Genomic DNA, 23,931 nt, shown 5'->3' with positions numbered 1-23,931 from the left:
CGTTCCTCAACAGGGATCAAAAAGCACAAAGCCGCCTGGAAACCGAGGCGGCTTTGGTGGGGTGACGGGGAAAAGCGTCTTTGCTAAGAGGCATCGTCCCATTATGCATAGGCTGATGGCCTGAATATGTCGGCCGGCGCTTTGTCGCCTGTCAGATTGTCGCTATCAGGCGGCCTGCTTCAGTGCCTTCAGGGTCTTGACAGCCTTGAGCACCTCGTCAACGTGGCCGGGGACCTTCAGGCCGCGCCATTCCTGCACCAGCAGGCCATCGGCGCCCACCAGGAAAGTGGAGCGCTCGATGCCCTTCACCTTCTTGCCGTACATGATCTTGTTCTTGACCACGCCGAACATGTGGCACATCTTCTCTTCCGTATCGGCGATGAGCTCGAACGGCAGTTCCAGCTTTTCCTTGAAGTCGTCGTGCGACTTCATGTTGTCGCGCGAGACGCCAAACACGGTGGCACCAGCTTTCACGAAGTCCTTGTACTTGTCGCGGAACTGCATGGCTTCAGTGGTGCAGCCAGGCGTATTGTCCTTTGGGTAGAAATACAGGATCAGAATCTGGCCCGTGTGGGAGGTGTTGGTCACCTTGATCCCGCCGGTAGCGTTGGCTTCAAATTCGGGAAGGGGTTTGTTGACAACGATCGCCATGCGCTTATATCTCTCGGGTGTAGTCGTTGAAATGCCGAGGGCCGTGTTTGTGTTTTTGCTTTTATCGGAAATGCCCCCAACCGCAACCTGCAATTTTACCCTGAAAACGGAATTTCACCCAATCAGGGGGGCAGGAGTCTACTCCAAGAGTAGGGCTGCGACGACGTTACGGCCTTCGCTGGCAAGGATGTTGTAGGTGCGACACGCGGCCTGCGTGTCCATGCTTTCCAGGCCTATGCGCCGGGCCATGAGGGGGCGCAGCCAGGCCGCCGGCGGGAAGCGGTTGCGCTGGCCGCTGCCCAGGATGATGACCTCGGCATCCAGTTGGGACAGCGCCTCGAAGTGCTCGGGCGTCAGGTCCTCGAAGCGGACGCAGTCCCAGGCCTGGCGCAGGCCCTTGGCGCCTACCAGCAGGCTGTGCTCGAATTTTTCCCTGTCCACGGCGACCCAGCCGGGGCCATAGCCCGTGATGCTCTGTGCTTCGGATTTGTCGGCGTGGAATTTCATGGATGAGGGTGGCGCGGTCTGCGCGATGGGGGTGGGCGCCACATGGCCGGGGCCAGGGCGATGCTGCATTGCGGAACTGTGGTCAAATTATAGGTTTCACCAGGGTGCATGGGGCACTTTGGCGTGCATGAAGGCCGCAAGCCCGCGCCGGCCACTTTCATATTCTCAGCATGAAAACCGTTCTCAAATCCGCAAAACTAGCCAACGTCTGTTATGACATCCGCGGGCCCATCATGGACGCGGCGAAGAAGATGGAAGAGGACGGGCAGAAGATCATCAAGCTCAATATCGGCAACCTGGCCGTGTTCGGCTTCGATGCCCCCGAGGAAGTGCAGCAGGACATGATCCGCAACCTGCCCAATTCGGCAGGCTACTCGGACAGCAAGGGTATCTTCGCGGCGCGCAAGGCCGTGATGCATGAGACCCAGCGCCAGGGCATCCTGGGCGTGACGCTGGACGATATCTACCTGGGCAATGGCGCATCCGAGCTGATCAGCCTGGCCACGAACGCGCTGCTGGACGACGGCGACGAGATGCTGCTGCCAGCGCCCGACTATCCGCTGTGGACCGCCGTCACCAGCTTGTCGGGCGGCACGCCCGTGCACTACATGTGCGACGAGTCCAACGGCTGGATGCCCGACCTGGAAGATATCCGCGCCAAGATCACGCCGCGCACCAAGGGCATCGTCGTCATCAATCCCAACAACCCCACGGGCGCCCTGTACAGCAAGCAGCTGCTGCAAAGCATCGTGGCGCTGGCTCGCGAGCATGGCCTGGTGATCTTTGCCGACGAGGTCTATGACAAGGTGCTGTACGACGACGTGGTGCACACGCCGCTCGCCAGCCTGTCCACCGATGTGCTGACGCTGACCTTCAACTCGCTGTCCAAGGCCTATCGCAGCTGCGGCTACCGCGCCGGCTGGATGGTGGTCTCGGGCGACAAGAAGGCGGCCCGGGACTATATCGAGGGCCTGAACATGCTCTCCAACATGCGCCTGTGCGCCAATGTGCCTGGCCAATGGGCCGTGCAGACGGCGCTGGGCGGCCACCAGAGCATCGACGAGCTGGTGCAGGAGGGCGGCCGGCTGCGCGTGCAGCGCGATCTGGCCCACAAGCTGATCACCGAAATCCCCGGCGTGAGCTGCGTCAAGCCGCAAGCCGCGCTGTACATGTTCCCGCGCCTGGACCCCGAGATCTACCCGATCAAGGATGACCAGGCGTTCTTCCTGGAAGTGCTGCAAGAGACCAAGGTCATGCTGGTGCAGGGAACAGGCTTCAACTGGCCGCACCCCGACCATTTCCGCATCGTCTTCCTGCCGCACGACACCGACCTGCGCGAGGCCATCCGCCGTCTCGCAGTGTTCCTCGAGAAATACCGCAAGCGCCACGGCACGGACCGCGGCTGAGCTGTGCGGGCCGGTGGAGGAGAGGGCCTTCCGCCGGCCATTGCTTTTTACCGGCTGCCGGCGCGCACCCTCTGGGCGCCGCAGCGTTTTTTGACTGGCAAGTAGTTTATGAAACCGATCCAAGTAGGCCTTCTGGGCATTGGCACCGTGGGCAGCGGCACCTTCAACGTGCTGCAGCGCAATCAGGAAGAGATCCGCCGCCGTGCGGGCCGCGGTATTGAGATTGCCATGGTGGCCGACCTGGATACGGAACGCGCCCGCTCCGTCGTGGGCGACACGGCCAAGGTGGTCGGCGATGCGCGCGAGATCATCGCCAACCCCGAGATCGACGTGGTGATCGAGCTGATCGGCGGCTACGGCATTGCCAAGGCCCTGGTGCTGGAAGCCATTGCCGCCGGCAAGCATGTAGTCACGGCCAACAAGGCCCTGCTGGCCGTGCATGGCAGCGAAATCTTCAAGGCCGCCGCCGAGAAGGGCGTGATGGTGGCCTACGAAGCGGCCGTGGCCGGTGGCATCCCCATCATCAAGGCGCTGCGCGAAGGCCTGACGGCCAACCAGATCCAGTGGGTGGCCGGCATCATCAACGGCACGACCAACTTCATCCTGTCCGAAATGCGCGACAAGGGCCTGGACTTCGACGTGGTGCTCAAGGAAGCCCAGCGCCTGGGCTATGCCGAAGCCGACCCGACCTTCGACATCGAAGGCGTGGACGCCGCCCACAAGGTCACGCTGATGAGCGCCATCGCCTTCGGCATTCCCGTGCAGTTCGACAAGGCGCATGTGGAAGGCATCACCAAGCTGTCTGCGGCCGACATCAAGTACGCCGAGCAACTGGGCTACCGCATCAAGCTGCTGGGCATCACCAAGCGCACGGACAAGGGCATCGAGCTGCGCGTGCACCCCAGCCTGGTGCCGACCAAGCGCCTGATCGCGAACGTGGAAGGCGCGATGAACGCCGTCGTCGTGCATGGCGACGCCGTGGGCACGACGCTGTACTACGGCAAGGGCGCGGGCTCCGAGCCCACGGCCAGCGCCGTGATCGCCGATCTGGTGGACATCGCCCGCCTGCACACGGCCGATCCCGAGCACCGCGTGCCCCCGCTGGCCTTCCAGTCGAACACGCTGGTCGCCGCAGGTGGCGAGCTGCCCGTGCTGCCCATGAGCGAGGTGGTCACCAGCTACTACCTGCGCATCCGCGTGGCCGACGAAGCCGGTGTGCTGGCCAAGATCACCAGCATCCTCGCGGGCATGGGCATCAGCATCGACGCCCTGCTGCAGCGGGAGGCCGGCGAAGTGAGCGGCGACAGCGAAGGCAGCCAGGGCGTGCCGCAGACCGACCTGATCATCCTGACCCATGCCACGCGCGAAGGCGATATGGACACGGCCCTGGCCCAGATCCAGCAACTGCCCACGGTGCTGGCCCCTATCAACCGCATCCGCAAGGAAGAGTTGAACTAAGACACCCCCTGAGCGGCTGCGCCGCTTCCCCCTCCCTCGCACGCGGGAGGGGGACGACGCCCTCGCTGCGGGGCGGCCCTTGCTCGGCATCCCTGGCATCGGCCGCGCCCCGTCTCACAGAATACTGACGAGGAAGCGACATGCTTTATCTTTCCACGCGCGGCCACGCGGACCGCAAGCGCTTTTGCGACATCCTGCTCGAGGGCCTGGCGCCCGATGGCGGGCTGTACCTGCCCGAGCACTATCCGCAGATCGATGCCGCCCGCCTGGGCGAGCTGCGCAGCATCTACAAGGAGCAGGGCTACGCTGCCCTGGCCTTCGAGATCCTGAGCCTGTACATCGACGACATCCCGGCCGAGGATCTGCGTGCCCTGTGCGCCAAGACCTATACGCAGCAGGTGTTCGGCACGGCCGAGATCACGCCGCTGCGCCCGCTGGAAGACGGCCTTTGGCTCGAAGCCCTGTCCAACGGCCCCACGCTGGCCTTCAAGGACATGGCCATGCAGCTGCTGGGCAACCTGTTCGAGTACGAGCTGGGCCGCCGTGGCGAGGAACTGAACATCCTGGGTGCCACCAGCGGTGACACTGGCAGCGCGGCCGAGTACGCCATGCGCGGCAAAAAGGGCGTGCGCGTGTTCATGACCAGCCCGCGCGGCCGCATGAGCCCCTTCCAGCAGGCCCAGATGTTCAGCCTGCAGGACGCCAACATCCACAACATCGCCATCGAGGGCGTGTTCGACGACTGCCAGGACATCGTCAAGGCCGTCTCCAACGACCACGCCTTCAAGGCGAAGTACAAGATCGGCACGGTCAACTCGATCAACTGGGCCCGCCTGCTGGCCCAGGTCGTCTACTACTTTGCCGGCTACCTGCAGGCCACGCAGGGCAATGACCAGAAGGTCAGCTTCACGGTGCCCAGCGGCAACTTCGGCAACATCTGCGCCGGCCATGTGGCGCGCCAGATGGGCCTGCCGATAGCGCGCCTGGTGGTGGCAACCAACGAGAACGATGTGCTCGACGAGTTCTTCCGCACGGGCGCCTACGTGGTGCGCGGCAGCGAACATACCTACGAGACTTCGAGCCCCTCGATGGACATCTCCAAGGCCAGCAACTTCGAACGCTTCGTGTTCGACCTGCTGGGCCGTGATGGCCAGGCCACGCGCGAATTGTTCGCCGAGGGCGTGGCGCGCCAGGGCCGCTTCGACCTGGGCGGCAACCCGCTGTTCCAGGAAGCTGCTGCCCGCTACGGCTTCGTCAGCGGCAAGAGCACGCATGCCGACCGACTGGCCACCATCCGCGATACCTTCGAGCGCTTCGGCACCATGATCGACACGCACACGGCCGACGGCGTCAAGGTGGCGCGCGAGCAGCTGCAGTCCGGCGTGCCCATGATCGTGCTGGAGACGGCACTGCCCATCAAGTTTGCCGCCACCATCGAGGAGGCCCTGGGCCGCCTGCCCGATCGCCCGGCCAAGTTCGAAGGCATCGAGGACCTGCCCAAGCGCGTGACCGACTTGCCGGCCGACGCCGAGCAGGTCAAGGCCTATATCGCCCGGCATTGCGACTGATGCGGCAGCCGGGCTGTCCAAAGGTCCGCAGCAGGAGTGCATGGCGATGAAGGTCATCGGCTTCGCCGGCTACTCCGGCTCGGGCAAGACCAGCCTGGTGGAGCCCCTGATCACGCTGATGCGTGCGCAGGGGCTCAGCGTTTCGGTGGTCAAGCATGCCCACCACCATTTCGATGTCGATCACGAGGGCAAGGACAGCTGGCGCCACCGCAAGGCGGGCGCCTATGAAGTGGTGCTGGCCTCGGATCGCCGTCTGGCGCTGATGCGCGAATTCCCCCGTCCCACGGAGCTGTCGGTGCACGACATGCTGGCCGAACTCGATCCGCGCGTGGACTGGGTGCTGGTCGAAGGCTTCAAGCACGCCGACCTGCCCAAGATAGAGATCTGGCGCGATCAGCCCGAGCGCGCCAGCGCCGGCAAGACCCAGGCGCCCCTGTATCCGCACGACCCCCATGTGCTGGCCATTGCCACCGACGCACCGCAGCGCCTGCCAGAGCCGCCGCGCCAGCCCGTGCTCGATCTCAATGCGCCAGGGCAGATACTGCAATGGCTGCTGGAGCATGCGCAGCAACTGAGCTACCGTGCCCCAGGCCTCCCTCGAAATTAGGAAAACACCATGCGAGCCCCGCTCAAGCCCCTTGACGAAGCGCTGGCCGAATTGCTGGCCCAGGCCCTGCCGCTGGCCGGCGATGACACCGTGGACAGCTTCGATGCCGATGGCCGTGTGCTGCTGGCCGATGCCGTCTCTCCGCTGCAAGTGCCGCCCCAGGACAACAGTGCCATGGACGGCTACGCCGTGCGCAGCGCCGAATGCACGCAGGGCAATGCCGAGCTGCCCGTCTCGCAGCGCATCCCCGCAGGCGCCGTGGGCCAGCCGCTGGCTGCCGGCACGGTGGCGCGCATCTTCACGGGCGCTCCGGTGCCTGAAGGTGCCGATGCCATCGTCATGCAGGAAGACTGCGAAGTCCTGGAAGACGGTCGCGTGCGCATCAAGGCGCGGCCCGAGGCCGGGCAATGGATACGCCGCTCTGGCGAAGACATCCGGCGCGGCGCCACCGTCATCGCGGCCGGCACGCGCCTGTCGCCGGCCGAGCTGGGCCTGGCGGCCAGCATCGGCCTGGCCTCTTTGCGCGTGGCACGCAAGCCGCGCGTGGCCCTGTTCTCCACAGGCGACGAGCTGGTCATGCCGGGCACCGTGGCGCCCGAGCAGATGCCGCCAGGCAGCATCTACAACAGCAACCGATTCTTCCTTCGCGCCCTGCTGCAGCGCATGGGCTGCGAGGTCACCGACTTCGGCATCGTCCCCGACCGGCGCGAAGCCACTGTGGATGCTTTGCGCGAAGCAGCCCGCGCGCATGACCTGATCCTGACCAGCGGCGGGGTGTCTGTCGGCGAAGAAGACCATGTCAAGCCCGCCGTGCAGGCGCTGGGCCAGCTCGACCTCTGGCAGATCGCCGTCAAGCCCGGCAAGCCCTTCGCCTATGGCCGCGTGAACCGCGAGGGCGAAGGCTTTGCCCACTTCATCGGCCTGCCCGGCAATCCGGTCTCCAGCTTCGTCACCTTCCTTTTGCTGGTGCGCCCCTTCGTGCTGCGCCTGCAGGGCGTGCAGCAGGCGCTGCCGCGCTCGGTCGAGGTGCGCGCCGACTTCCATTGGCCGCGCGGGGACAAGCGCCGCGAATTCCTGCGCGTGCGCTACAACGACAGCGGCGGGCTGGAGCTGTTCCGCAACCAGAGTTCGGGCGTGCTGACCTCGGCGGCCTGGGGCGATGGCGTGGTGGACAACCCGCCGGGCCAGGCCATTGCGCCGGGCGACCGGGTGCGCTTCATCGCCTTTTCGGAGCTGCTGTCATGAGCCAGGCCGTCCCCATCGCCATCACCATCACCGTGCGCTATTTCGCCTCCATCCGCGAAGCCCTGGGCACGGGCAGCGAAACCCTGTCCACCGAGGCCGACACCGTGGGCGCGCTGCGCGAGGAACTGATTGCGCGTGGCGGTGCAGCCGCCGAAGCGCTGGCCCCTGGCAAGGCCGTGCGCATGGCGCTGAACCAGGTCCTGTGCGATGCCGGGGCCGCCATTCGCCAGGGGGACGAGGTGGCCTTCTTTCCTCCCGTGACCGGAGGTTGATCCAAATGACCACCGACAAGCCCGTGGACCAGGCCATCAGCGCACGCACGCGCAAGGCCCTGTCCGAGGCCAAGGCGCGCGGCGTGCAACTGGGCCGCGCAGGCGCAGACAACCTGCGCGCAACCGTGGAAAAGCGCAAATCCACGGCCGATGCCTTCGCCCAGCAGCATGAGGCGCTGTTCGCCGAACTGCAGGCGCGCGGCCTGACGCACCGCGCCATGGCCGCCGAACTCAATGCCCGCGGCATTGCCGCGGCCCGGGGCGGCGAGTGGACGCACGGTCAGGTGCAACGCATCCTGAACCGCTATGCCGACCTGCGCTCGGCAACACCGTCTGCAGACGGCAGCTGCGGCAGCTGAATCCCGGCCAGCCGCTGCGCCAGCGCGGCCGATGCCGGCTGCATGGGCGCCCGCAGCGTTGCCCGCATTCGGCCCTGCTGCGCCAGCAAGGCCTTGATGGGTGCGGGATTGGGCTCGGCAAAGCAGGCGGCGATGTGCGGCTGCAGCGGCTGCCACAGCGCACGGGCAGCGGGCAGGTCGCCACGCTCCAGGCATTGCATCAACTCGACGAAGTGCCGTGTATGCGCGTGCGCGCTGGCAGCAATCGCTCCCGCACCGCCCAGGGCCAGCGTGGAAAAGATCTGCGCGTCTTCGCCAGCCAGCACCTGCAGCTGCCCATCGGCGATCAGTGCCTGGGTCTTGGCGGCATCGCCCCCGCAATCCTTGATGGCCACGATGCGCTCATGGGCGGCCAGCGCACGCAGCGTGGCCAGCTCCAGCACCACGCCGGTGCGGTAGGGAATGTCGTAGATGATGACCGGATGGGCGCTGCGCTCGGCAATCGTCGTGAACCACTGCAGCAGCCCCGCCTGCGACGGGCGTATGTAATGTGGCGCGGGCACCAGAATGCCGGCCAGCGGCAGGGCGTTCAGTGTCTGGACACGGGCCAGCGCATGCCCCAGGTGGCAGTCAGAAACTCCCATGACCACGGGCATGCCCTGGGCCGCTGAGAGGATGGTGGACAGGGCGGCATCGTGCTCCGCTTCGCTCAGCGCGGCGGCCTCGGCGGTCGAGCCGCAGGCCACGTAGCCGGCGATGCCGGTGGCGTTGTAGTGCTGCACCAGGGCGCGCAGAGCCTCGTGGTCCACTGCCGTCTCATCTCCAGGAAGAAAGGGCGTGACCAGCGGAAGCCACAGCCCCTTGAATCGGGCTTGCGGCGAGGTGGTGGAAGGCAAAGACATGGAAGATCCCTTCGGGTGATTCAAACAATGAACGACCGGACGCAGCCACCGGCCAGACCGAGGGCGGAAAGGCAGGCGCCTGAAGGGATGCGGGAAAGGGAGATGGAGGCTGCCGGGCCGGTTCCGTCGCTCATCTGGACGGAACCTCAGCTCCGGTCAGACGAGCTGGGGTTTGCAGGCTTTGCCCAGGCACAGGCGCACGGCATCACCGTGGCATGTGGGGAAGGCAAAGATTGCAGGCATGGCGCGCAGTGTAGCGCGCCTGAGCGCCTGAGTGAGGGGTGGTGGGTGACCTTCAGGCTGCGCCGTCGGCGCCGGGAGGGGGTGATGCATCGGGCAGCAGCGGTGCCTGCCACTCCAGCAGCTCGGCCAGGCGCTGCACGATCCAGCGCGCCTCGCCAGGGCTGACGATGGAGCCCTCGGCAGCCAGGCCCGCGTGCATGCCCAGCAGCACGCCTTGCTCCGAGGAATTGCCGGAGTGATAGAGCGTCTGCGCCTGCTCGACCAGGTGGCTGGCCAGGTCCTCGCACAGTTCATAGCGCCCGACCACGTCTGCAATCGATGCCTTGAGTCGGCCGTGCCGGTCGGCATACAGGGCGGCAAAGCTCGGCGGCGGCTGTATCTGGCTGGTCTCGTCCATGGCGCGCCTCAATCGGGTTCGAACAGGCGCTCGAAGCGTGCAAGGTCCTCGGCCAGCTCGCAGCTCACGAGCTGGCCCATCTTGCCGTCGGCCAGGCGGTGGGCTGCGAACAGCGTGGCCTTGCCGCGAAAGTTGTAGTCGGGCAGATGGATGATGGTGTAGGGATGGGACACGAACAGCTGATGCTCGTAGACCACGCGCTGCTCGTTGCGCGGCGACGGGTAGAGCGTGTATTCGGGGGTGGTGATCGTGAGTGTGGCCATGCATGGCCCGCTGCAGCAAAAGGCCGGCGGCGGGGGAGGGCAATGCTACCGCGTTCGCCAGTCCCTGGTGCGCCCTGGTGCGCCGCCGCCCTGCGACAATGCGGGCATGCAAGCAGCCCGTGTATCCATCCAGACCGAGGATTTCGACGTATCGGCCGAACTCGCCGCCCTGCGCGGCGGCGACGCGCGCGTGGGCGCGGTCTGCAGCTTCATCGGCACGGTGCGTGACCGCAACGAGGGCGCCGCCGTGGCCAGCATGGAGCTGGAGCACTACCCGGGCATGACCGAGAAATCCATCGAGGCCATCATCGACGAGGCCGTGCACCGCTTCGGCATCCATGGCGCGCGCGTCATCCACCGCATCGGTCCGCTGCAGCCCATGGACCAGATCGTGCTCGTGGCCGTCACCGCATCGCACCGGGGCATGGCCTTCCAGGCCTGCGAATACATCATGGACTACCTCAAGTCGCTGGCGCCTTTCTGGAAGAAGGAACAGACGCCCGAGGGCGCGCGCTGGGTGGATGCGCGCGTCAGCGACGAAGAGGCGCTGGCGCGCTGGCGCCAGTGAGGCGGCGAGCCTTCAGGCCTTGAGCGCAGCACCCCGCAACCATTGCGGCGGGCGGAACACCAGCAGGTTTCCGAACATCACCAGCAGCAGCCCGCCCACGGCCAGCGGCGTCCACACATAGCCCTCGAACAGGGCCGAGATGCTGAGCGCAACAATGGGGAACAGCACCGTCGCATAGGCCGCCTTCTCCGGGCCCAGCCGACCCACCAGGGTCAGGTAGGCCGTGAACGCAATCACCGAGCCTGGAATGGCCAGGTACAGCCAGGCGCCCACATAGGTCCAGCCTGTATCGAAGCGCCAGGGCAGGCCCGCCACCAGCGCATAGCCGGTCAGCAGCAGCGTGCCGGCCAGCATGCCCCAGGCATTGGTCTGTGCGGGCCGCCAGCCCATGGACTGCAGCGAGGCAGACAGCATGTTCCCGCAGGAAAAGCACAGCGTGCCCAGCACCGCCCAGCCCAGGCCAGGCAGGCTGGCATGCCGGCCTGCGCGCAGCTCGGGCCAGAAGAGTGCCACCAGGCCTGCAAGGCCGAAGAGGCTGCCGACCAGCACATGGGGCGCCAGCCGGCGGCCGTGGATGATGCGCGCCAGCAGCGCGTTCCAGAGATTGGCGCTGGAGAACACCACGGCGGCCAGGCCGCTGGCCAGCGTCTCGCTGGCATGCATGAAGCACACGAAATTGAAGCTGAACAGGCACAGGCCCTGCGCCAGCACGCGCGGCAGCGCCGGGCCGCGAGGCACGCGCAGCTGCCGCGACCAGGCCAGCCAGGCGAACATCAGCACGGCGGCCAGCGCAAAGCGGTAGGCAATGGACAGCTCCACGGGCACGGCGCCCAGCTGCAGCTTCAGGGCGATCCAGGTCGAACCCCAGATCAGCACGACCAGGGCATAGAGGGTGGCAGTCATGGCTGGTGATGATGGCGCCGCAGGCTGGGCGGGCATGGCAGATTCCTGCGGTTTGATGGCCTGGCGCCATGCGTCGGTATGGCTGCGGGACCACAATCGCTGCCATGACGCCCACGCCGCTGCCCGAGCTGCCCTCCAGCCACCTGTGCCAGGTGCTGTCACGCTCCAAGGCCCGACTGCAGCGGCGCGTGCGCCTGAGCGAAGGGGTGGAGCTGGCCGTCTGGGCCAATGTGGACGACGAGGTGCGCTACTGCCAGCCCGGTCACCACACGCTGTCGGTCTACCTGGCCGGGGGCGAGGGCTCGCAGCTCAAGGCGCGCCCCGAGGCCATGGGGGCGCCCGGGCGCATCTGCATCTTCACGCCAGAGGACGAATCGCACTGGCTGGTGCGCTCGCCCGTGCAGTTCCTGCACCTGTATGTGTCCGACCTGGCCTGGGCGGGGCGCGTGGTCCGCATGCTGGATGCCGAGCCCCGCTCGCGCACCTTGCGTGCGCAGATCTACGGGGATGATCAGGCCTTCCACGCCGGTGCCCGTGCGCTGATGCAGCTGGACTGGCAGGACCCGCAGCAGCAACTGGCGGCCGATGCCATTGGCCAGCAGCTGGTGGACCGGCTGGTGCTGCAGTCCGCCACGCCGCGCCAGCTGCAGGCGCTGCAGCGGCCGCTGGGCGGGCTTTCTGCGGCCATGCGGCGCAGGGTGCTGGCCCATGTCGAGGCGCATCTGCATGACTCCAAGGCCGTGTCGCTGCCGGCACTGGCGAAACAGGCCTGCCTCTCCGAATTCCATTTCGCACGCATGTTCCGCCAGAGCATGGGCTGCACGGTGCACGAATGGGTGCTGCAGCAGCGCCTGGCCCGGGCACGGCGTGCCCTGTCTGCGCGCAACGTGCCGCCGCTGGCCGAGCTGGCGCTGGATTGCGGCTTTTCCAGCGCCAGCCACCTGGTGCGCAGCTTCCGGGCGCATTTGGGCGTTACGCCTACGCAGTTCTCGATCTTTCAGCGCAATGCTTGAGAAGGATGGCCGGCCTCGCCGGCCTTGATCTGGCGCAAGCGTCTGTCCTTGCAGACCGGGCATGGCTTGAAATTTGCCCTGTCGGTATCAGATAAATCGCAATGACCCTGTTTCAGGAGCGAAAAGAAACACCATGCGAATCGACAAACTGACAACCAAGTTCCAGGAAGCCCTGGCCGACGCGCAAACGCTGGCCCTGGGCGGTGACCAATCCAATATCGAACCCCTGCACCTGCTCGTGGCGCTGCTGCGCCAGGACGATGGTCCGCGCTCGCTCTTGCAGCGCGCCGGCGCCAACGTGGGCCAGCTGCAGGCCGCGGCCGAGAAGGCCCTGGCAGATCTGCCGCGCGTGCAGCACCAGGACCAGGTGCAGGTCGGCTCCGAGCTGGGCCGGCTGCTGCAGGCGACCGAGAAGGAAGCCCTCAAGCGCGGCGACCAGTTCATTGCCAGCGAGCTGTTCCTGCTGGCGCTGACCGACAGCAGCGGCTCCTCCACGCGCGCAGGCCAACTGCTCAAGGAAAGCGGCGTGACGCGCTCCAGCCTGGAGTCGGCCATCAACGCCGTGCGCGGCGGCCAGACCATGGACAGCGCCGAAGGCGAAGGCCAGCGCGAGGCCCTCAAGAAATACACCATGGACCTGACCGAGCGCGCGCGCATCGGCAAGCTCGATCCGGTGATCGGGCGTGACGACGAAATCCGCCGCTCCATCCAGGTGCTGCAGCGCCGCAGCAAGAACAACCCCGTGCTCATCGGCGAGCCCGGCGTGGGCAAGACAGCCATTGTCGAGGGCCTGGCCCAGCGCATCGTGGCCGGCGAGGTGCCCGAAAGCCTCAAGAACAAGCGCGTGCTGTCGCTGGACATGGCAGGCCTGCTGGCCGGCGCCAAATACCGTGGCGACTTCGAGGAACGCCTGAAGTCCGTGCTCAAGGAAGTGGCCCAGGAAGAGGGCCGCATCATCCTGTTCATCGACGAGATCCACACCATGGTCGGTGCCGGCAAGGCCGACGGCGCCATGGATGCGGGCAACATGCTCAAGCCGGCCCTGGCGCGCGGCGAGCTGCACTGCATCGGCGCGACCACGCTCGATGAATACCGCAAGTACATCGAAAAGGATGCGGCGCTGGAGCGGCGCTTCCAGAAGGTGCTGGTCGAAGAGCCTTCCGTGGAGGACACCATCGCCATCCTGCGCGGACTGCAGGTGCGCTACGAGGCCCACCACGGCGTGGACATCACCGACCCGGCCATCGTGGCTGCGGCCGAGCTGAGCCACCGCTACATCACCGACCGCTTCCTGCCCGACAAGGCCATCGACCTGATCGACGAGGCGGCGGCCAAGATCAAGATCGAGATCGACTCCAAGCCCGAGGTCATGGACAAGCTCGAGCGCCGCATGATCCAGCTCAAGATCGAGCGCGAGGCCATGAAGAAGGAAAAGGACGAGGCCTCGCAAAAGCGCCTGCAACTGATCGAGGAAGAACTCGGCAGCCTGGAGCGCGAGTACGCCGACCTGGAAGAGGTCTGGAAGAGCGAGAAGGCCAGCGCCCAGGGCTCCGAGCAGATCCGCAAGGAGATCGACCAGATCCGCATCCAGATCGAGGAGCTCAAGCGCAAGGGCGACTTCAACAAGGTGGCCGAGCTGCAGTACGGCAAGCTGCCCTCGCTGGAAAAGCAGCTCAACGAAGCCCAGGCCAACGAGCAGGGGCAGGGCGGTGCACCCGCCCACAGGCTGCTGCGCACCCATGTCGGCGCCGAGGAAATTGCCGAAGTGGTCAGCCGTGCCACGGGCATTCCCGTGGCCAAGATGATGCAGGGCGAGAAGGACAAGCTGCTGCGCATGGAAGACCGGCTGCATGACCGCGTCGTCGGCCAGGACGAGGCCATCTCGGCCGTGGCCAATGCCATTCGCCGCTCGCGCTCGGGTCTGTCCGATCCCAACCGGCCCACGGGCTCCTTCCTGTTCCTGGGCCCCACGGGCGTGGGCAAGACCGAGCTGTGCAAGGCTCTGGCCGGCTTCCTGTTCGACAGCGAGGACCATCTGGTGCGCATCGACATGAGCGAGTTCATGGAAAAGCATTCCGTGGCCCGCTTGATCGGCGCGCCGCCCGGCTACGTGGGCTACGAGGAAGGCGGTTACCTGACCGAGGCCGTGCGCCGCAAGCCCTACAGCGTGCTGCTGCTCGATGAGGTCGAAAAGGCCCATCCCGACGTGTTCAACGTGCTGCTGCAGGTGCTGGACGATGGTCGCCTGACCGATGGCCAGGGCCGCACCGTGGACTTCAAGAACACGGTCATCGTGATGACGAGCAACATAGGCTCTTTGCTGATCCAGGCCATGGTCGGCGAGGATTACGATGATGTGAAAGATGCGGTCTGGGGGGAACTCAAGAACCATTTCCGACCCGAATTCCTCAACCGCATCGACGAGACCGTGGTCTTCCACGCGCTCGACGCGAAGAATATCGAGTCGATCGCAAGGATTCAGCTCAAGCTGCTGGAGCGTCGTTTGGAGAAAATGGACCTTGCGCTGCAGGTGTCCGACCAGGCGCTGGCCGAACTGGCCAAGGTGGGCTTCGATCCCGTTTTCGGGGCCCGGCCGCTCAAGCGCGCGATACAGCAGCGGATCGAGAATCCGCTGTCGAAACTGCTGCTCGAAGGGCGCTTCCCGCCCAAGAGCACGATTGCGGTACATGTGGACCCGGTACTGGAGCCGGGCGTATTCCGGTTCGATGCGGCAGACCCCGCCTGACGCACCGGGCCAGCCAAGAAAGGCTTTGCTTTGAACGATTTTGTCGCCACCCTGACCCGCTGGGCCGTTCGCATCCTGCTGATGCTTGTGGGCCTGGTCTTCTTTGTCAGCCTGCTGACCGCCGCGGCGCTGCTGGCCCTGGTCTGGGCCGTGAGAGCGCTGTGGGCCAGGCTCACCGGCCAGCCGGTGATGCCCTGGGCCATGCGCATGAGCCCGCGGGCGGGCTGGCAGACCGTGTACCGCTCCGGCTCCGAGTGGATGGCACAGCGTCCGCAGCGCGCCTATGGCGCTGCCGAGGGCGGTGGCCGCCGCGCCGGTGCCGGCGTACTGCCGGGTGCGGGCGAGGTGACCGACGTTCAGCCCCGTGAAGTGCGCGAGCCCTGAAGCGTCTTGCTGCAGCCTTTACGCGGCCTGTGCATCTTCGTGCCCAGGCCGCGCGTGGCGGCCCGTATAGTCTGAAACCCTCGGGAGCCCGTGCAAGGCTCCCTTTTTTTTCCTGCCGCTGCATGCCAACATGTGCCGCGACGCATCCTTGGAATGCGGCGCATGCAAGTGTCTTCTTACCATTGAGCCTATGACCCAGCTGGATCTCCACCGCGTCTTCGACCTTCAGTACCAGGCCAGCAGGGCGCAGGTGGACGTGCCCCTGCTGGTACGCCGCGAACGCCTGCTGCGCATGCAAAAGCTGCTGGACGAGCACGGCCCCGTGCTGGCCGCCGCCGTGCAGGCCGACTTCGGCATGCGTTCGCCACGGCTGACCGAGATGGTGGAACTGTTCGTGCTGCGCAACCTGCTCAAGCACACGCTGCGCCATCTGGCGCGCTGGTCGGGGCGCCAGCGGGTGCGAACGCCGCTGATGCTCATGCCCGGCCGGGGCTGGATAGAGCGCCAGCCGCTGGGCGTGGTGGGGGTGATTTCCCCGTGGAACTATCCGGTGCAGCTGGCGCTGGGGCCGGCCATCACGGCCCTGGCGGCGGGCAACCGCGTCATGCTCAAGCCCAGCGAACTCACGCCGCACACCTCTGCTCAGCTGGCAGCGCTGGTGGGGCAGTTTTTCGCGCCCGAGGAATTCGCCGTCATCGAAGGCGATGTGAGCATTGCCACGCAGTTCTCGGGCCTGCACTTCGACCATCTGCTGTTCACCGGCTCGACTGCCGTGGGCCGTCGCGTGGCGCAGGCGGCGGCGGCACACCTGACGCCGACGACGCTGGAGCTCGGTGGCAAGTCGCCCTGCATCATCTCCACCGACTGCGACCTGAAGGAGGCCGCGCTCAAGATCGCGCATGGCAAGCTCGTCAACGCGGGCCAGACCTGCATCGCCCCCGACTACGTGCTGCTGCCGCGCGGGCAGGAGGCGGAGTTTGCCGAGGCCTTCCGCACCGCGGCGCGGCGGCTGTTCCCGCGCTTTGCCGGCAATCCGGACTATGCGGCCATCCTCACCAAGCGCCACCTGGCGCGCCTGCGGCAGATGCTGCGCCAGGCCCAGGGCATGGGGGCGCATGTCGAATGGATGGAGGATGGCGGAGCCGGCCAGGAGAGCGCCGACACGGCCTGGGGCGATGCCGTGGAGCGCCAGATGGCGCCGGCCCTGGTCTTCAATGCCACCAGCCAGATGCAGCTCATGCAGGAGGAGATCTTCGGCCCCATCCTGCCCGTGATCAGCTACGACAGGCTGGATGACGTGGTCTCGGCCATCAATGCAGGGCCCAGACCGCTGGCGCTGTACTGGTTCGGCCGCGATGAGAAAGTGCGTGATGCCGTGCTGTCACGCACCATCAGCGGCGGGGTGACGGTCAACGACACCCTGCTGCACTTCGCCCACGAGAACCTGCCCTTCGGCGGCGTGGGCGACAGCGGCTGGGGTGCCTACCATTCGGAGCAGGGCTTTGCACGGCTGAGCCATCAGAAGGCGGTGTTCGTGCAGTCGCGCTGGTCGGGGGCTTCGATGCTGTATCCGCCCTATGGCGCAAGGTTCGACCGCATCATGGAGTTGATGCGCCGCTGGCTGTGAGCGAGGGGGTGATTTCTCGCCGTTGCCGGGCTTGCCTGCATCGTGAGAAATTGTCAACTGATTCCTTGCCAAGCCTTGTGTCGCGTGCGCCAGCTGCTCTTTTTTGGAGAGCACATAGCACATCCCAATGCCGAGGGCAAGAAAACGAGCACAGCCGTACTTGCGTGCATGGCTAAGAGCCGCAACGCACGCAAAAAGCGCGATTCCTGTGAAAATCACGCCCTTCTATTTTCACCTGTTTTCGTTTCGGTTTTTCCATGTCTAGTATCCAGGTTCGTCCAGCCACTCTCCGCGATGCAAAAGCGATTGCCCAGATCCATACTGCTTCCGCCATGGAGGCTTATCGCGGTCTGGTTCCCGATGACCAGCTCAAGAGCATGTCGTCGGTAGAAAAACGCCAGGCCTATTGGCGCGAAGCCATCGAATTTTGCGAACCCCAGGTTCAGGTCGCCATCGACGGCGACAAGATCGTCGGCTTCGTCGGTTTCGACCGCTCGCGCGATGAAAAGTCGCGCCAGACCACCGGTGAAATTTGGGCCATCTATGCCGCTCCCACGCACTGGAATCAGGGTGTGGGCGTGGCCCTGTGGGACGCCGCACGCGACGGCCTGCTCGAAGAAGGCTGCACCAATGTCACCTCGTGGGTGCCGCTGCGCAATGAACGTGCGCTGCGCTTCCATGAGCTCGCCGGCTTCAAGCGCGAAATGTCCACCGCCAAGACGGCCCAGGTTGGCGCTCTCAAGATCGAGGAAGTGCGGCTCAAGCGCGCACTGAACTGATCGATTCGCCCAACCATCCACCCATCACTCACGGAGCAGCAGGCCTTGTCCTCTTCCCAGAACTGGTCCCTGCTGCAGTGGCAGGAGCACGAGGCCACCCAGGTTGCCCTGTGGCGCGCGGACAGCACCATGACCGCACCGCGCCGCATCGTCATCGCTGATGACAGCCTGGCCGCCGACAGCGCCTACCGCCTGGCCTGCGAAGGCCAGGCCATGCTGTGGCGCGGCGATTTCCAGAATGCCCGGCAGTTGCTGTCGGCCCTGGGCCGCCGCCTCGACAAGCCCGCACGTGAGACTTCCGCCAAGGCGCGCCAGCGCCGCGCCGGCAAGGAAGACGCCAAGCCGGTCTTTCCCCACGCCTTCCACCTGCACCGCCAGGCACTGGCGCAGCGTGCGCGCATCCTGTCCAGCGTGATGATCGAGCTCGATACCCGCTGGCACTGCGCCCTGCGCCGCGCACCGGACTGGAGCGAAGCCTGTCGCGAAGCCTGGGGCGAGATTCCCGCCGACCAGGGTGCGCACAGCGTGATCGTTCCCCTGCGTGAACTGCTGGGTGCCCTGGGCGCACATGAGTGGCGCAAGAAGGGCGTGGCCCTGGCCGTGCCGGGCATGCCGGAGTTCAGCATTCACCCGCACTACGGCGTGTTCTCCCCGGTGCGCGGCGAGTACCTGGATCTGGTGGCGCAGGCGCCCCTGCCGGCCGCAGCCCAGCAGGCTGATGCCGCCGTCTGGGATATCGGCACGGGCACGGGTGTGCTTTCCGCTCTCTTGCTGCACCGTGGCGTGCGGCAGGTGGTGGCCACCGACCTGAGCGACCGGGCACTGGCCTGCGCGCAGGACAACCTTCAGCGGCTGGGTCTGGCGCAGCGCGTGAGCCTGCGCAAGGCGGACCTGTTCCCTGAAGGCCGGGCCGCCTTGGTGGTCTGCAATCCACCGTGGCTGCCGGGCAAGGCCAGCTCCTTGCTGGAGCAGGCCGTCTATGACGAAGGCAGCCGCATGCTGCGCGGTTTTGTCGAGGGCCTTGCTGCACATCTGCTGCCGGGCGGCGAAGGCTGGCTGATTCTGTCGGATCTGGCCGAGCACCTGCAGTTGCGCTCGCGCGAGGAACTGCTGGGCTGGATCAATGCCGCAGGCCTGCAGGTCCTGGGCCGCGAGGACATCCGCCCGCGCCATGGAAAGGCTGCGGACTCCACCGATCCGCTGCACGCGGCACGCGCCGCCGAGCTCACCTCGCTGTGGCGGCTGGCGCCGCGCTGATCGCGCGCGCGTCCACCCTTCGATTCGTCTAGGCGCCCTGTGCCGTCGCTGCCTCCTGGGGCAGCAGATGCCGCAGGCGCTCGCGCAGGGCATCGGCGCGCTCGTCGCCCGCATGTTCCTGCACGGTCTGCAGCAGCTGCAGGGCGGCGGCCTGCAGTGCCTCAAGATCGCGCGCCTCGCGCAGCAGATGGCGCAGCACCTGTGCCTTGTCCTCATGGCGGTTGGCGAACATGCGCTCGCACATATCGAACAGGTACATGCGTGTGCCGGCAAGATTCAGCGTGGCAGCGGGGCCGGGCGGGCTGGATTCCTTCGCAGCGGCCGGTGCCATGGAGGGGGCCTGGGGCGATGACGCGGCGGCTTGGCCAGCCAGGCGCTGCAGGTGGCCGCTGGCGATCAGTTGCTCGATCAGTTCGCCGGTCTGTGCGCCCAGGACCTGCTGCAACTGCTCCTCGGTGCGGCCATCGGCCATCAGCAGCACCGAGCGCTCGCGCAGCGGCAGGCTGCGGCGGCCGGGCTGCAGCTCTTCAAGGGCCTTGGCGGTTTTTTGCAGCAGCATGGTGGGGGCAGGGAGTCCGACAAGCCCCGATTGCACGTTACATGAATGACCGTGGCGTGAAGAAGCCATGACAACTGGTCCACCCAGTGTTCTGCGGCAAGCGCACAATCGCCTGCCATCGCATGGGCGGGCTCTGATTTGCAGGGGCTGGCGGCCGATGCCGGTCGCAGAAATATTGTTTGATCTGTAACAGGAAGACGGGGCGCAGGCCTCGCGACATAGGTGATGAGACTGTTGCTGGCGCCCATGGAGGGCTTGCTTGATTTCGTGCTGCGCGATGTGCTCACGCGAGTGGGTGGCGCAGACCGCTGTGTCTCGGAGTTCATCCGCGTCACGGGGACCGTGCTGCCCGACAAGGTGTTCCTGCGCACCATGCCGGAGCTCAACAACGGCAGCCGGACGCTGGCAGGTGTCCCTGTGCGTGCGCAGCTGCTGGGCTCGGACCCGGACAGCATGGCGGCCAATGCGGCCAATCTGGCGCGCCTGGGTCCGGAGGGAATCGATCTGAACTTCGGCTGCCCCGCCAAGGTGGTCAACCGCCATGGCGGCGGTGCTGCGCTGCTGCAGGACCCTGAGCAGATCGCGCGCGTGGTGGGGGCCGTGCGTGCTGCCGTGCCGGCGGCCATGCCTGTGTCGGCCAAGATGCGCCTGGGTTTCAACGACACGACCCTGATGACCGAATGCGCCCAGGCCATGCAGGCCGGTGGCGCCTGCGAGATCGTCGTCCACGCCCGCACCAAGCTCGACGGCTACCGTCCGCCTGCCTACTGGGACATGATCCCGCGCATCCGCGAGTCCGTGACCGTGCCCGTGGTGGCCAATGGCGAGATCTGGACGGTGGAGGATGCGCTGCGCTGCCGTGAGCAATCGGGCTGCGGCGATCTGATGCTGGGCCGGGGGATCGTTGCCGACCCAGGCCTGGCGCTGGCCATTCGCGCTGCCGTGGAAGGCGGGCAGATGCCAGCAGAACATGTTGCAGCACAGGTGTCCTGGAGCGATCTGGTGCCGCAGGTCCAGCGTTTCTGGGACATGGTCTGCGAGGATCTGGAGCCGCGCCAGCGCGCAGGCCGCCTCAAGCAATGGCTGAACCTGCTGCGCCGCCGCTTTCCCGAAGCCGAGCAGGCCTACCAGGAAGTGCGCACGCAGACTGACCAGCGCGAGATCACGCTGTGGGTGCAAGCGCTGGCGCGGCGCCAGGAGTGGGTCGGGCTCTAGCGCGATCAGCCGGTCACAGCAGATGGTCGGGCGCCAGCGGACCAATGAGCTTGAGCATCAGGCGCAGGCCCCAGCTGGCATCGGGCTCGCTGTGCTCGTCACTGCGCTCGCTGTCTTCCGAGGCCCGCCACACCAGCTCGCCATCCTTGTCGATCTCGACGCGCCAGCTGCCATCCTGCAGGCCCTCGTCGATGCTTTGCGTGGCCAGGCGGCCGAACTCGCGGCTGGCGATGAGCAGGGCAATCTCGGTGTTCTGCAACTGCGAGCGCAGATCCAGGTTCATCGAGCCGACTGCCACCAGATGCCCGTCCACCACCAACAGCTTGGAGTGCAGCATTGCACGCGATGCGCCTGTGGAACCCGAAGGACCGCCGCCACCCGTGCTGCCCGAGCCGAATGCAGAGCGGACGCTGGCCGCCGTGCTGCGCATTTCGTAGAGTTCAACGCCCATCTCCAGCAGCGCCTTGCGGTGGCGCGCATAGCCGGCATGGGCCAAAGGTGCATCGTTGGAGGCCAGCGAATTGGTCAGGATGCGCACGCGCACTCCGCGTTGCCGTGCGCCACGAAACGCCTCCATCATGTCCGGGCCCGGCACGAAATAGGGCGAGACCACCAGCAGATCGCGCCGGGTCTTGCGCACCAGGGCCAGCAGGCCATCGACCACCGAATCGGCCTCCAGCACCGGACGCGCCGCCTGGCGCAGGGCGCCAGCCGGCTGGCCCATGGGCAGCGTGCCGGCAGGCCTGGCCTGCGGGCCGTTCGACGCGGGGCTGGCCTGTGCAGACGCATCCGTGCCAGCGCTTGTGATGGGGCCTGGGCCGTCATCCCTGTCCAGCGGAATCTTGGCGGGTTCATCCACCAGCACGGCGGCCGATGCCCAGGTCCAGCGAGCCTTTCGCAAATCCATGGGCTGCTGGTCCCAGATGATCCGGCGCTGTTCAGCCGTCTGGTCATCTGCCTTTGTCTCCTTTGCGGGAACGGCAGGTGTGGGGTCGTCCTCCTGCGTCTGGTCATCATCGCCCGCAAAGCGCTCGCGCAACTGCTTGAGTTCCTTGAGGCTGATCAGCGACTGGACGGGATAGGCGCGCTGGTTGTTCCAGTAGCTGTCGAAGCTGCGCGACAGGTCGTTGACCACCGGTCCCGCCGCCAGCACGTCGAGGTCCACGAAATTGCTGGCGCTGTCCGCATCGAAATACGCATCGCCCAGATTGCGCCCTCCGATCACGCCCATGGCGTTGTCGGCGATGAACAGCTTGTTGTGCATGCGCTGCTGGGCCCGCTGGAAATCCGTCAGCAGCGTATAGGCCCGGCCCAGCGCCGAGCTGCGCGCGCCCGCCAGGGGATTGAACATGCGCATCTCGATACCCGGCACAAAGGCCAGGCGCATGACCTGCGCATTCGCGCCCGTGCTGTGGAAATCGTCCAGCAGCACGCGCACGCGCACGCCACGCCGTGCTGCCTCGACCACGCCGCGCAGCAGGCGCTGCGTGCTCTCGTCGGCATGGATGGCGTAGTACTGCAGGTCCAGCGTCTGCTGCGCTCCCTCGACCAGGGCCAGCCGGGCGCCATAGGCGGCCTGGGCGCCGGACAGGAGGGTGAAGGCGGAGGTTTGAGGCTTGACGCTGGCAGGCCGCAATTGCTGAACCAAAGACCCCAATGGCGTGCTTTGCGGGGCTTCCAAGGCTGCAGTGACGGGGCGATCGACCTGGGAGGGCAAGCTGCTTGCGCAGCCGCAGACCACGGCGGACACCAGCAGGACAAGCGTGGTCCGCAGGCCTCGAAACAGGCTGGTGAATGGAAGGGGCTGTAAGTTGCGAGCGCCGGACATGATTCGAAGATTTGGCCCAAGGATCGGTCAATCGGGTGTCGGACGGCTGCGCCAGCCGGTGGTCCAGGAAGCCACTGTTCGCGTCAGAAGCTGGCGCGGTCCACAACGCGGGCCACAACGCGCAGATCTGGCCCGATGCGTTGCACATCATGCAGTGCCAATGCAAGGGCCTCGGACAGCGCGTCCAGCGGCCCGAAACTGGCGATGCCCATGCCACCCGTCCCCAGCAGCTTGGGGGCCAGGTACAGCAGCAGCTCATCGACCAGCCCCTCGCGTACCAGCGAGCCATTGAGCTTGAAGCCGGCTTCCACATGCAGCTCGTTCGTGCCGCGCGCCGCCAGGTCACGCAGCATGGCGCACAGGTCCACCTTGCCGTGCGCGTTGGGCATGGGAATGACGGTCGCGCCCAGATCCTGCAGTGCACTGGTTTTCGATGCATCCCGGCTGCTGGTGTAGATCAGGCATTCGGCCGGGCCCTGGAGTGCCCGGGCGGTGAGCGGCATGTCCAGCCGGCTGTCCACAACAGCGATGCGCGGCTGGCGCGGCGTAGCCACATCCCGCACGTTCAGGCGCGGATCATCTTCCAGCACCGTGCCTATGCCCGTCAGTAGGGTGCATGCCCTCGCACGCCAGGCATGGCCATCGGCGCGTGCCTCGGGGGATGTGATCCATTGGCTGGTGCCGTTGTGCAACGCGGTTGCCCCGTCAAGTGAACTGGCCGCCTTCATGCGCACCCACGGTATGCCGCGCAGCATGCGGCTGAAGAAGCCGATGTTCAGCTCCCGGGACTCGTCTGCACCCGGCCCCACCACCACATCCACGCCTGCCGCGCGCAGGCGCGCGAAGCCTTGGCCGGCGACCTGGGGATTGGGGTCCGTCAGTGCGCCTACCACCTTGGCAACGCCAGCGGCGATCAGGGCATCGCAGCAGGGACCCGTACGGCCCTGGTGCGAGCAAGGCTCCAGCGTCACATAGGCGGTGGCTCCGCGCACATCCTCGCCTCGGGCCACGGCATCGCGCAGCGCCATCACTTCGGCATGTGGGCCACCAGCCTGCTGAGTGAACCCTTGGCCGACGACTCTGCCGTCAGGTGCCACCAGTACGCAGCCCACGCGCGGATTGGGAGAGGAAAGAAAAAGCGCCTGGGCGGCGAGCCCAAGCGCTTGGTGCATGTGTGGCACGGTGTTTGTCATGG

At 66.3% G+C, this 23,931-nt stretch carries 24 protein-coding genes; 15 read left to right on the top strand and 9 right to left on the bottom strand.

The annotated features are described in order from the left end of the window. Positions 1–165 precede the first annotated feature (165 nt). Positions 166–651, bottom strand: coding sequence for a peroxiredoxin (locus DACI_RS26390; RefSeq protein WP_012207021.1), 486 nt, complete (start codon positions 649–651; stop codon positions 166–168). 138 nt (positions 652–789) lie between these two features. Continuing rightward, positions 790–1,158 (bottom strand): Mth938-like domain-containing protein, encoded by a 369-nt coding sequence (locus DACI_RS26385; RefSeq protein ID WP_012207020.1) that lies wholly within the window; start codon positions 1,156–1,158, stop codon positions 790–792. 170 nt (positions 1,159–1,328) lie between these two features. On the opposite strand from DACI_RS26385, the gene DACI_RS26380 reads away from it, so the two are divergent. The 7 genes from DACI_RS26380 (at position 1,329) to DACI_RS26350 (ending at position 8,073) form a co-directional block, all read left to right on the top strand. Further along, positions 1,329–2,564 (top strand): pyridoxal phosphate-dependent aminotransferase, encoded by a 1,236-nt coding sequence (locus DACI_RS26380; protein ID WP_012207019.1) that lies wholly within the window; start codon positions 1,329–1,331, stop codon positions 2,562–2,564. A gap of 108 nt (positions 2,565–2,672) precedes the next feature. Further along, positions 2,673–4,022, top strand: coding sequence for a homoserine dehydrogenase (locus DACI_RS26375; RefSeq protein WP_012207018.1), 1,350 nt, complete (start codon positions 2,673–2,675; stop codon positions 4,020–4,022). Positions 4,023–4,162: 140 nt separating this feature from the next. Then, on the top strand, positions 4,163–5,590 hold the full coding sequence (gene thrC / locus DACI_RS26370) for a threonine synthase (protein WP_012207017.1): 1,428 nt from the start codon (positions 4,163–4,165) through the stop codon (positions 5,588–5,590). A 46-nt stretch (positions 5,591–5,636) separates the two neighbouring features. Next, positions 5,637–6,197, top strand: a complete 561-nt coding sequence (gene mobB / locus DACI_RS26365; protein ID WP_012207016.1) for a molybdopterin-guanine dinucleotide biosynthesis protein B — start codon at positions 5,637–5,639, stop codon at positions 6,195–6,197. A gap of 9 nt (positions 6,198–6,206) precedes the next feature. After that, positions 6,207–7,442 (top strand): molybdopterin molybdotransferase MoeA, encoded by a 1,236-nt coding sequence (locus DACI_RS26360; RefSeq protein ID WP_012207015.1) that lies wholly within the window; start codon positions 6,207–6,209, stop codon positions 7,440–7,442. After that, entirely contained in the window at positions 7,439–7,714 is a 276-nt protein-coding gene (gene moaD / locus DACI_RS26355) for a molybdopterin converting factor subunit 1 (RefSeq protein ID WP_012207014.1), read from the top strand. Before DACI_RS26360 ends, moaD begins: the two co-directional genes overlap by 4 nt. Positions 7,715–7,719: 5 nt before the next feature. Further along, positions 7,720–8,073 (top strand): recombinase family protein, encoded by a 354-nt coding sequence (locus DACI_RS26350; RefSeq protein WP_012207013.1) that lies wholly within the window; start codon positions 7,720–7,722, stop codon positions 8,071–8,073. Here DACI_RS26350 and dapA read toward each other — a convergent pair. The 3 genes from dapA to DACI_RS26335 form a co-directional block, all read right to left on the bottom strand. Next, entirely contained in the window at positions 8,019–8,954 is a 936-nt protein-coding gene (gene dapA, locus DACI_RS26345) for a 4-hydroxy-tetrahydrodipicolinate synthase (protein WP_012207012.1), read from the bottom strand. The genes DACI_RS26350 and dapA overlap by 55 nt on opposite strands. Positions 8,955–9,249: 295 nt before the next feature. Further along, positions 9,250–9,594 (bottom strand): hypothetical protein, encoded by a 345-nt coding sequence (locus tag DACI_RS26340; protein WP_012207011.1) that lies wholly within the window; start codon positions 9,592–9,594, stop codon positions 9,250–9,252. An 8-nt stretch (positions 9,595–9,602) separates the two neighbouring features. Continuing rightward, the gene (locus tag DACI_RS26335) at positions 9,603–9,857 is read right to left on the bottom strand and encodes a hypothetical protein (protein ID WP_012207010.1); all 255 of its coding nucleotides are present in this window, start codon (positions 9,855–9,857) and stop codon (positions 9,603–9,605) included. 106 nt (positions 9,858–9,963) lie between these two features. Between DACI_RS26335 and DACI_RS26330 the strand changes: the two genes are divergently transcribed. After that, on the top strand, positions 9,964–10,425 hold the full coding sequence (locus tag DACI_RS26330; RefSeq protein WP_012207009.1) for a molybdenum cofactor biosynthesis protein MoaE: 462 nt from the start codon (positions 9,964–9,966) through the stop codon (positions 10,423–10,425). 12 nt (positions 10,426–10,437) lie between these two features. On the opposite strand, the gene DACI_RS26325 is transcribed toward DACI_RS26330, so the two are convergent. Next, entirely contained in the window at positions 10,438–11,328 is an 891-nt protein-coding gene (locus DACI_RS26325; protein ID WP_043783669.1) for a DMT family transporter, read from the bottom strand. Between the two features lie 104 nt (positions 11,329–11,432). On the opposite strand from DACI_RS26325, the gene DACI_RS26320 reads away from it, so the two are divergent. From DACI_RS26320 to DACI_RS26295, 6 genes are all read left to right on the top strand, one after another. After that, a complete protein-coding gene (locus DACI_RS26320) occupies positions 11,433–12,341 on the top strand; it encodes a helix-turn-helix transcriptional regulator (protein WP_043782694.1) in 909 nt (302 codons plus the stop codon). Between the two features lie 133 nt (positions 12,342–12,474). After that, complete coding sequence (gene clpB / locus DACI_RS26315) at positions 12,475–15,087, top strand: ATP-dependent chaperone ClpB (protein ID WP_012207006.1); 2,613 nt, start codon at positions 12,475–12,477, stop codon at positions 15,085–15,087. Positions 15,088–15,117: 30 nt separating this feature from the next. Then, complete coding sequence (locus tag DACI_RS26310; protein ID WP_012207005.1) at positions 15,118–15,471, top strand: hypothetical protein; 354 nt, start codon at positions 15,118–15,120, stop codon at positions 15,469–15,471. Between the two features lie 130 nt (positions 15,472–15,601). Further along, positions 15,602–17,098 carry a coniferyl aldehyde dehydrogenase gene (locus tag DACI_RS26305; protein WP_012207004.1) on the top strand — a complete coding sequence of 499 codons (1,497 nt, stop codon included), beginning with the start codon at positions 15,602–15,604 and terminating at the stop codon, positions 17,096–17,098. Positions 17,099–17,355: 257 nt separating this feature from the next. Continuing rightward, positions 17,356–17,877, top strand: coding sequence for a GNAT family N-acetyltransferase (locus DACI_RS26300; protein WP_012207003.1), 522 nt, complete (start codon positions 17,356–17,358; stop codon positions 17,875–17,877). 45 nt (positions 17,878–17,922) lie between these two features. Then, a complete protein-coding gene (locus tag DACI_RS26295) occupies positions 17,923–19,134 on the top strand; it encodes a N5-glutamine methyltransferase family protein (RefSeq protein ID WP_012207002.1) in 1,212 nt (403 codons plus the stop codon). 28 nt (positions 19,135–19,162) lie between these two features. Here the strand turns inward: DACI_RS26295 and DACI_RS26290 are convergent, their stop codons facing one another. After that, a complete protein-coding gene (locus DACI_RS26290) occupies positions 19,163–19,693 on the bottom strand; it encodes a hypothetical protein (protein WP_043782680.1) in 531 nt (176 codons plus the stop codon). A gap of 225 nt (positions 19,694–19,918) precedes the next feature. Here DACI_RS26290 and DACI_RS26285 point away from each other — a divergent pair, with 225 nt between their 5' ends. Continuing rightward, positions 19,919–20,908: a tRNA dihydrouridine synthase gene (locus DACI_RS26285; RefSeq protein ID WP_012207000.1), complete on the top strand. Its 990-nt coding sequence runs from the start codon at positions 19,919–19,921 to the stop codon at positions 20,906–20,908. A 13-nt stretch (positions 20,909–20,921) separates the two neighbouring features. On the opposite strand, the gene DACI_RS26280 is transcribed toward DACI_RS26285, so the two are convergent. Then, positions 20,922–22,736, bottom strand: a complete 1,815-nt coding sequence (locus DACI_RS26280; protein ID WP_012206999.1) for a phospholipase D family protein — start codon at positions 22,734–22,736, stop codon at positions 20,922–20,924. Between the two features lie 83 nt (positions 22,737–22,819). Next, complete coding sequence (gene ribD / locus DACI_RS26275) at positions 22,820–23,929, bottom strand: bifunctional diaminohydroxyphosphoribosylaminopyrimidine deaminase/5-amino-6-(5-phosphoribosylamino)uracil reductase RibD (protein WP_012206998.1); 1,110 nt, start codon at positions 23,927–23,929, stop codon at positions 22,820–22,822. Positions 23,930–23,931: the final 2 nt, after the last annotated feature.

The organism is Delftia acidovorans SPH-1, from assembly GCF_000018665.1.
Lineage (GTDB): Bacteria > Pseudomonadota > Gammaproteobacteria > Burkholderiales > Burkholderiaceae_C > Comamonas > Comamonas acidovorans.
The sequence above is the reverse complement of the archived record's forward strand: the minus strand, read 5'-3'. Positions and strand labels throughout refer to the sequence as shown.

What these genes read in the sequence shown, in the direction of transcription:
- DACI_RS26390 (WP_012207021.1), bottom strand. Translation starts at nt 651, where the DNA reads ATGGCGATCGTTGTCAACAAACCCCTTCCCGAATTTGAAGCCAACGCT.
- DACI_RS26385 (WP_012207020.1), bottom strand. Translation starts at nt 1,158, where the DNA reads ATGAAATTCCACGCCGACAAATCCGAAGCACAGAGCATCACGGGCTAT.
- DACI_RS26380 (WP_012207019.1), top strand. Translation starts at nt 1,329, where the DNA reads ATGAAAACCGTTCTCAAATCCGCAAAACTAGCCAACGTCTGTTATGAC.
- DACI_RS26375 (WP_012207018.1), top strand. Translation starts at nt 2,673, where the DNA reads ATGAAACCGATCCAAGTAGGCCTTCTGGGCATTGGCACCGTGGGCAGC.
- thrC (WP_012207017.1), top strand. Translation starts at nt 4,163, where the DNA reads ATGCTTTATCTTTCCACGCGCGGCCACGCGGACCGCAAGCGCTTTTGC.
- mobB (WP_012207016.1), top strand. Translation starts at nt 5,637, where the DNA reads ATGAAGGTCATCGGCTTCGCCGGCTACTCCGGCTCGGGCAAGACCAGC.
- DACI_RS26360 (WP_012207015.1), top strand. Translation starts at nt 6,207, where the DNA reads ATGCGAGCCCCGCTCAAGCCCCTTGACGAAGCGCTGGCCGAATTGCTG.
- moaD (WP_012207014.1), top strand. Translation starts at nt 7,439, where the DNA reads ATGAGCCAGGCCGTCCCCATCGCCATCACCATCACCGTGCGCTATTTC.
- DACI_RS26350 (WP_012207013.1), top strand. Translation starts at nt 7,720, where the DNA reads ATGACCACCGACAAGCCCGTGGACCAGGCCATCAGCGCACGCACGCGC.
- dapA (WP_012207012.1), bottom strand. Translation starts at nt 8,954, where the DNA reads ATGTCTTTGCCTTCCACCACCTCGCCGCAAGCCCGATTCAAGGGGCTG.
- DACI_RS26340 (WP_012207011.1), bottom strand. Translation starts at nt 9,594, where the DNA reads ATGGACGAGACCAGCCAGATACAGCCGCCGCCGAGCTTTGCCGCCCTG.
- DACI_RS26335 (WP_012207010.1), bottom strand. Translation starts at nt 9,857, where the DNA reads ATGGCCACACTCACGATCACCACCCCCGAATACACGCTCTACCCGTCG.
- DACI_RS26330 (WP_012207009.1), top strand. Translation starts at nt 9,964, where the DNA reads ATGCAAGCAGCCCGTGTATCCATCCAGACCGAGGATTTCGACGTATCG.
- DACI_RS26325 (WP_043783669.1), bottom strand. Translation starts at nt 11,328, where the DNA reads ATGACTGCCACCCTCTATGCCCTGGTCGTGCTGATCTGGGGTTCGACC.
- DACI_RS26320 (WP_043782694.1), top strand. Translation starts at nt 11,433, where the DNA reads ATGACGCCCACGCCGCTGCCCGAGCTGCCCTCCAGCCACCTGTGCCAG.
- clpB (WP_012207006.1), top strand. Translation starts at nt 12,475, where the DNA reads ATGCGAATCGACAAACTGACAACCAAGTTCCAGGAAGCCCTGGCCGAC.
- DACI_RS26305 (WP_012207004.1), top strand. Translation starts at nt 15,602, where the DNA reads ATGTGCCGCGACGCATCCTTGGAATGCGGCGCATGCAAGTGTCTTCTT.
- DACI_RS26300 (WP_012207003.1), top strand. Translation starts at nt 17,356, where the DNA reads ATGTCTAGTATCCAGGTTCGTCCAGCCACTCTCCGCGATGCAAAAGCG.
- DACI_RS26290 (WP_043782680.1), bottom strand. Translation starts at nt 19,693, where the DNA reads ATGCTGCTGCAAAAAACCGCCAAGGCCCTTGAAGAGCTGCAGCCCGGC.
- DACI_RS26285 (WP_012207000.1), top strand. Translation starts at nt 19,919, where the DNA reads ATGAGACTGTTGCTGGCGCCCATGGAGGGCTTGCTTGATTTCGTGCTG.
- DACI_RS26280 (WP_012206999.1), bottom strand. Translation starts at nt 22,736, where the DNA reads ATGTCCGGCGCTCGCAACTTACAGCCCCTTCCATTCACCAGCCTGTTT.
- ribD (WP_012206998.1), bottom strand. Translation starts at nt 23,929, where the DNA reads ATGACAAACACCGTGCCACACATGCACCAAGCGCTTGGGCTCGCCGCC.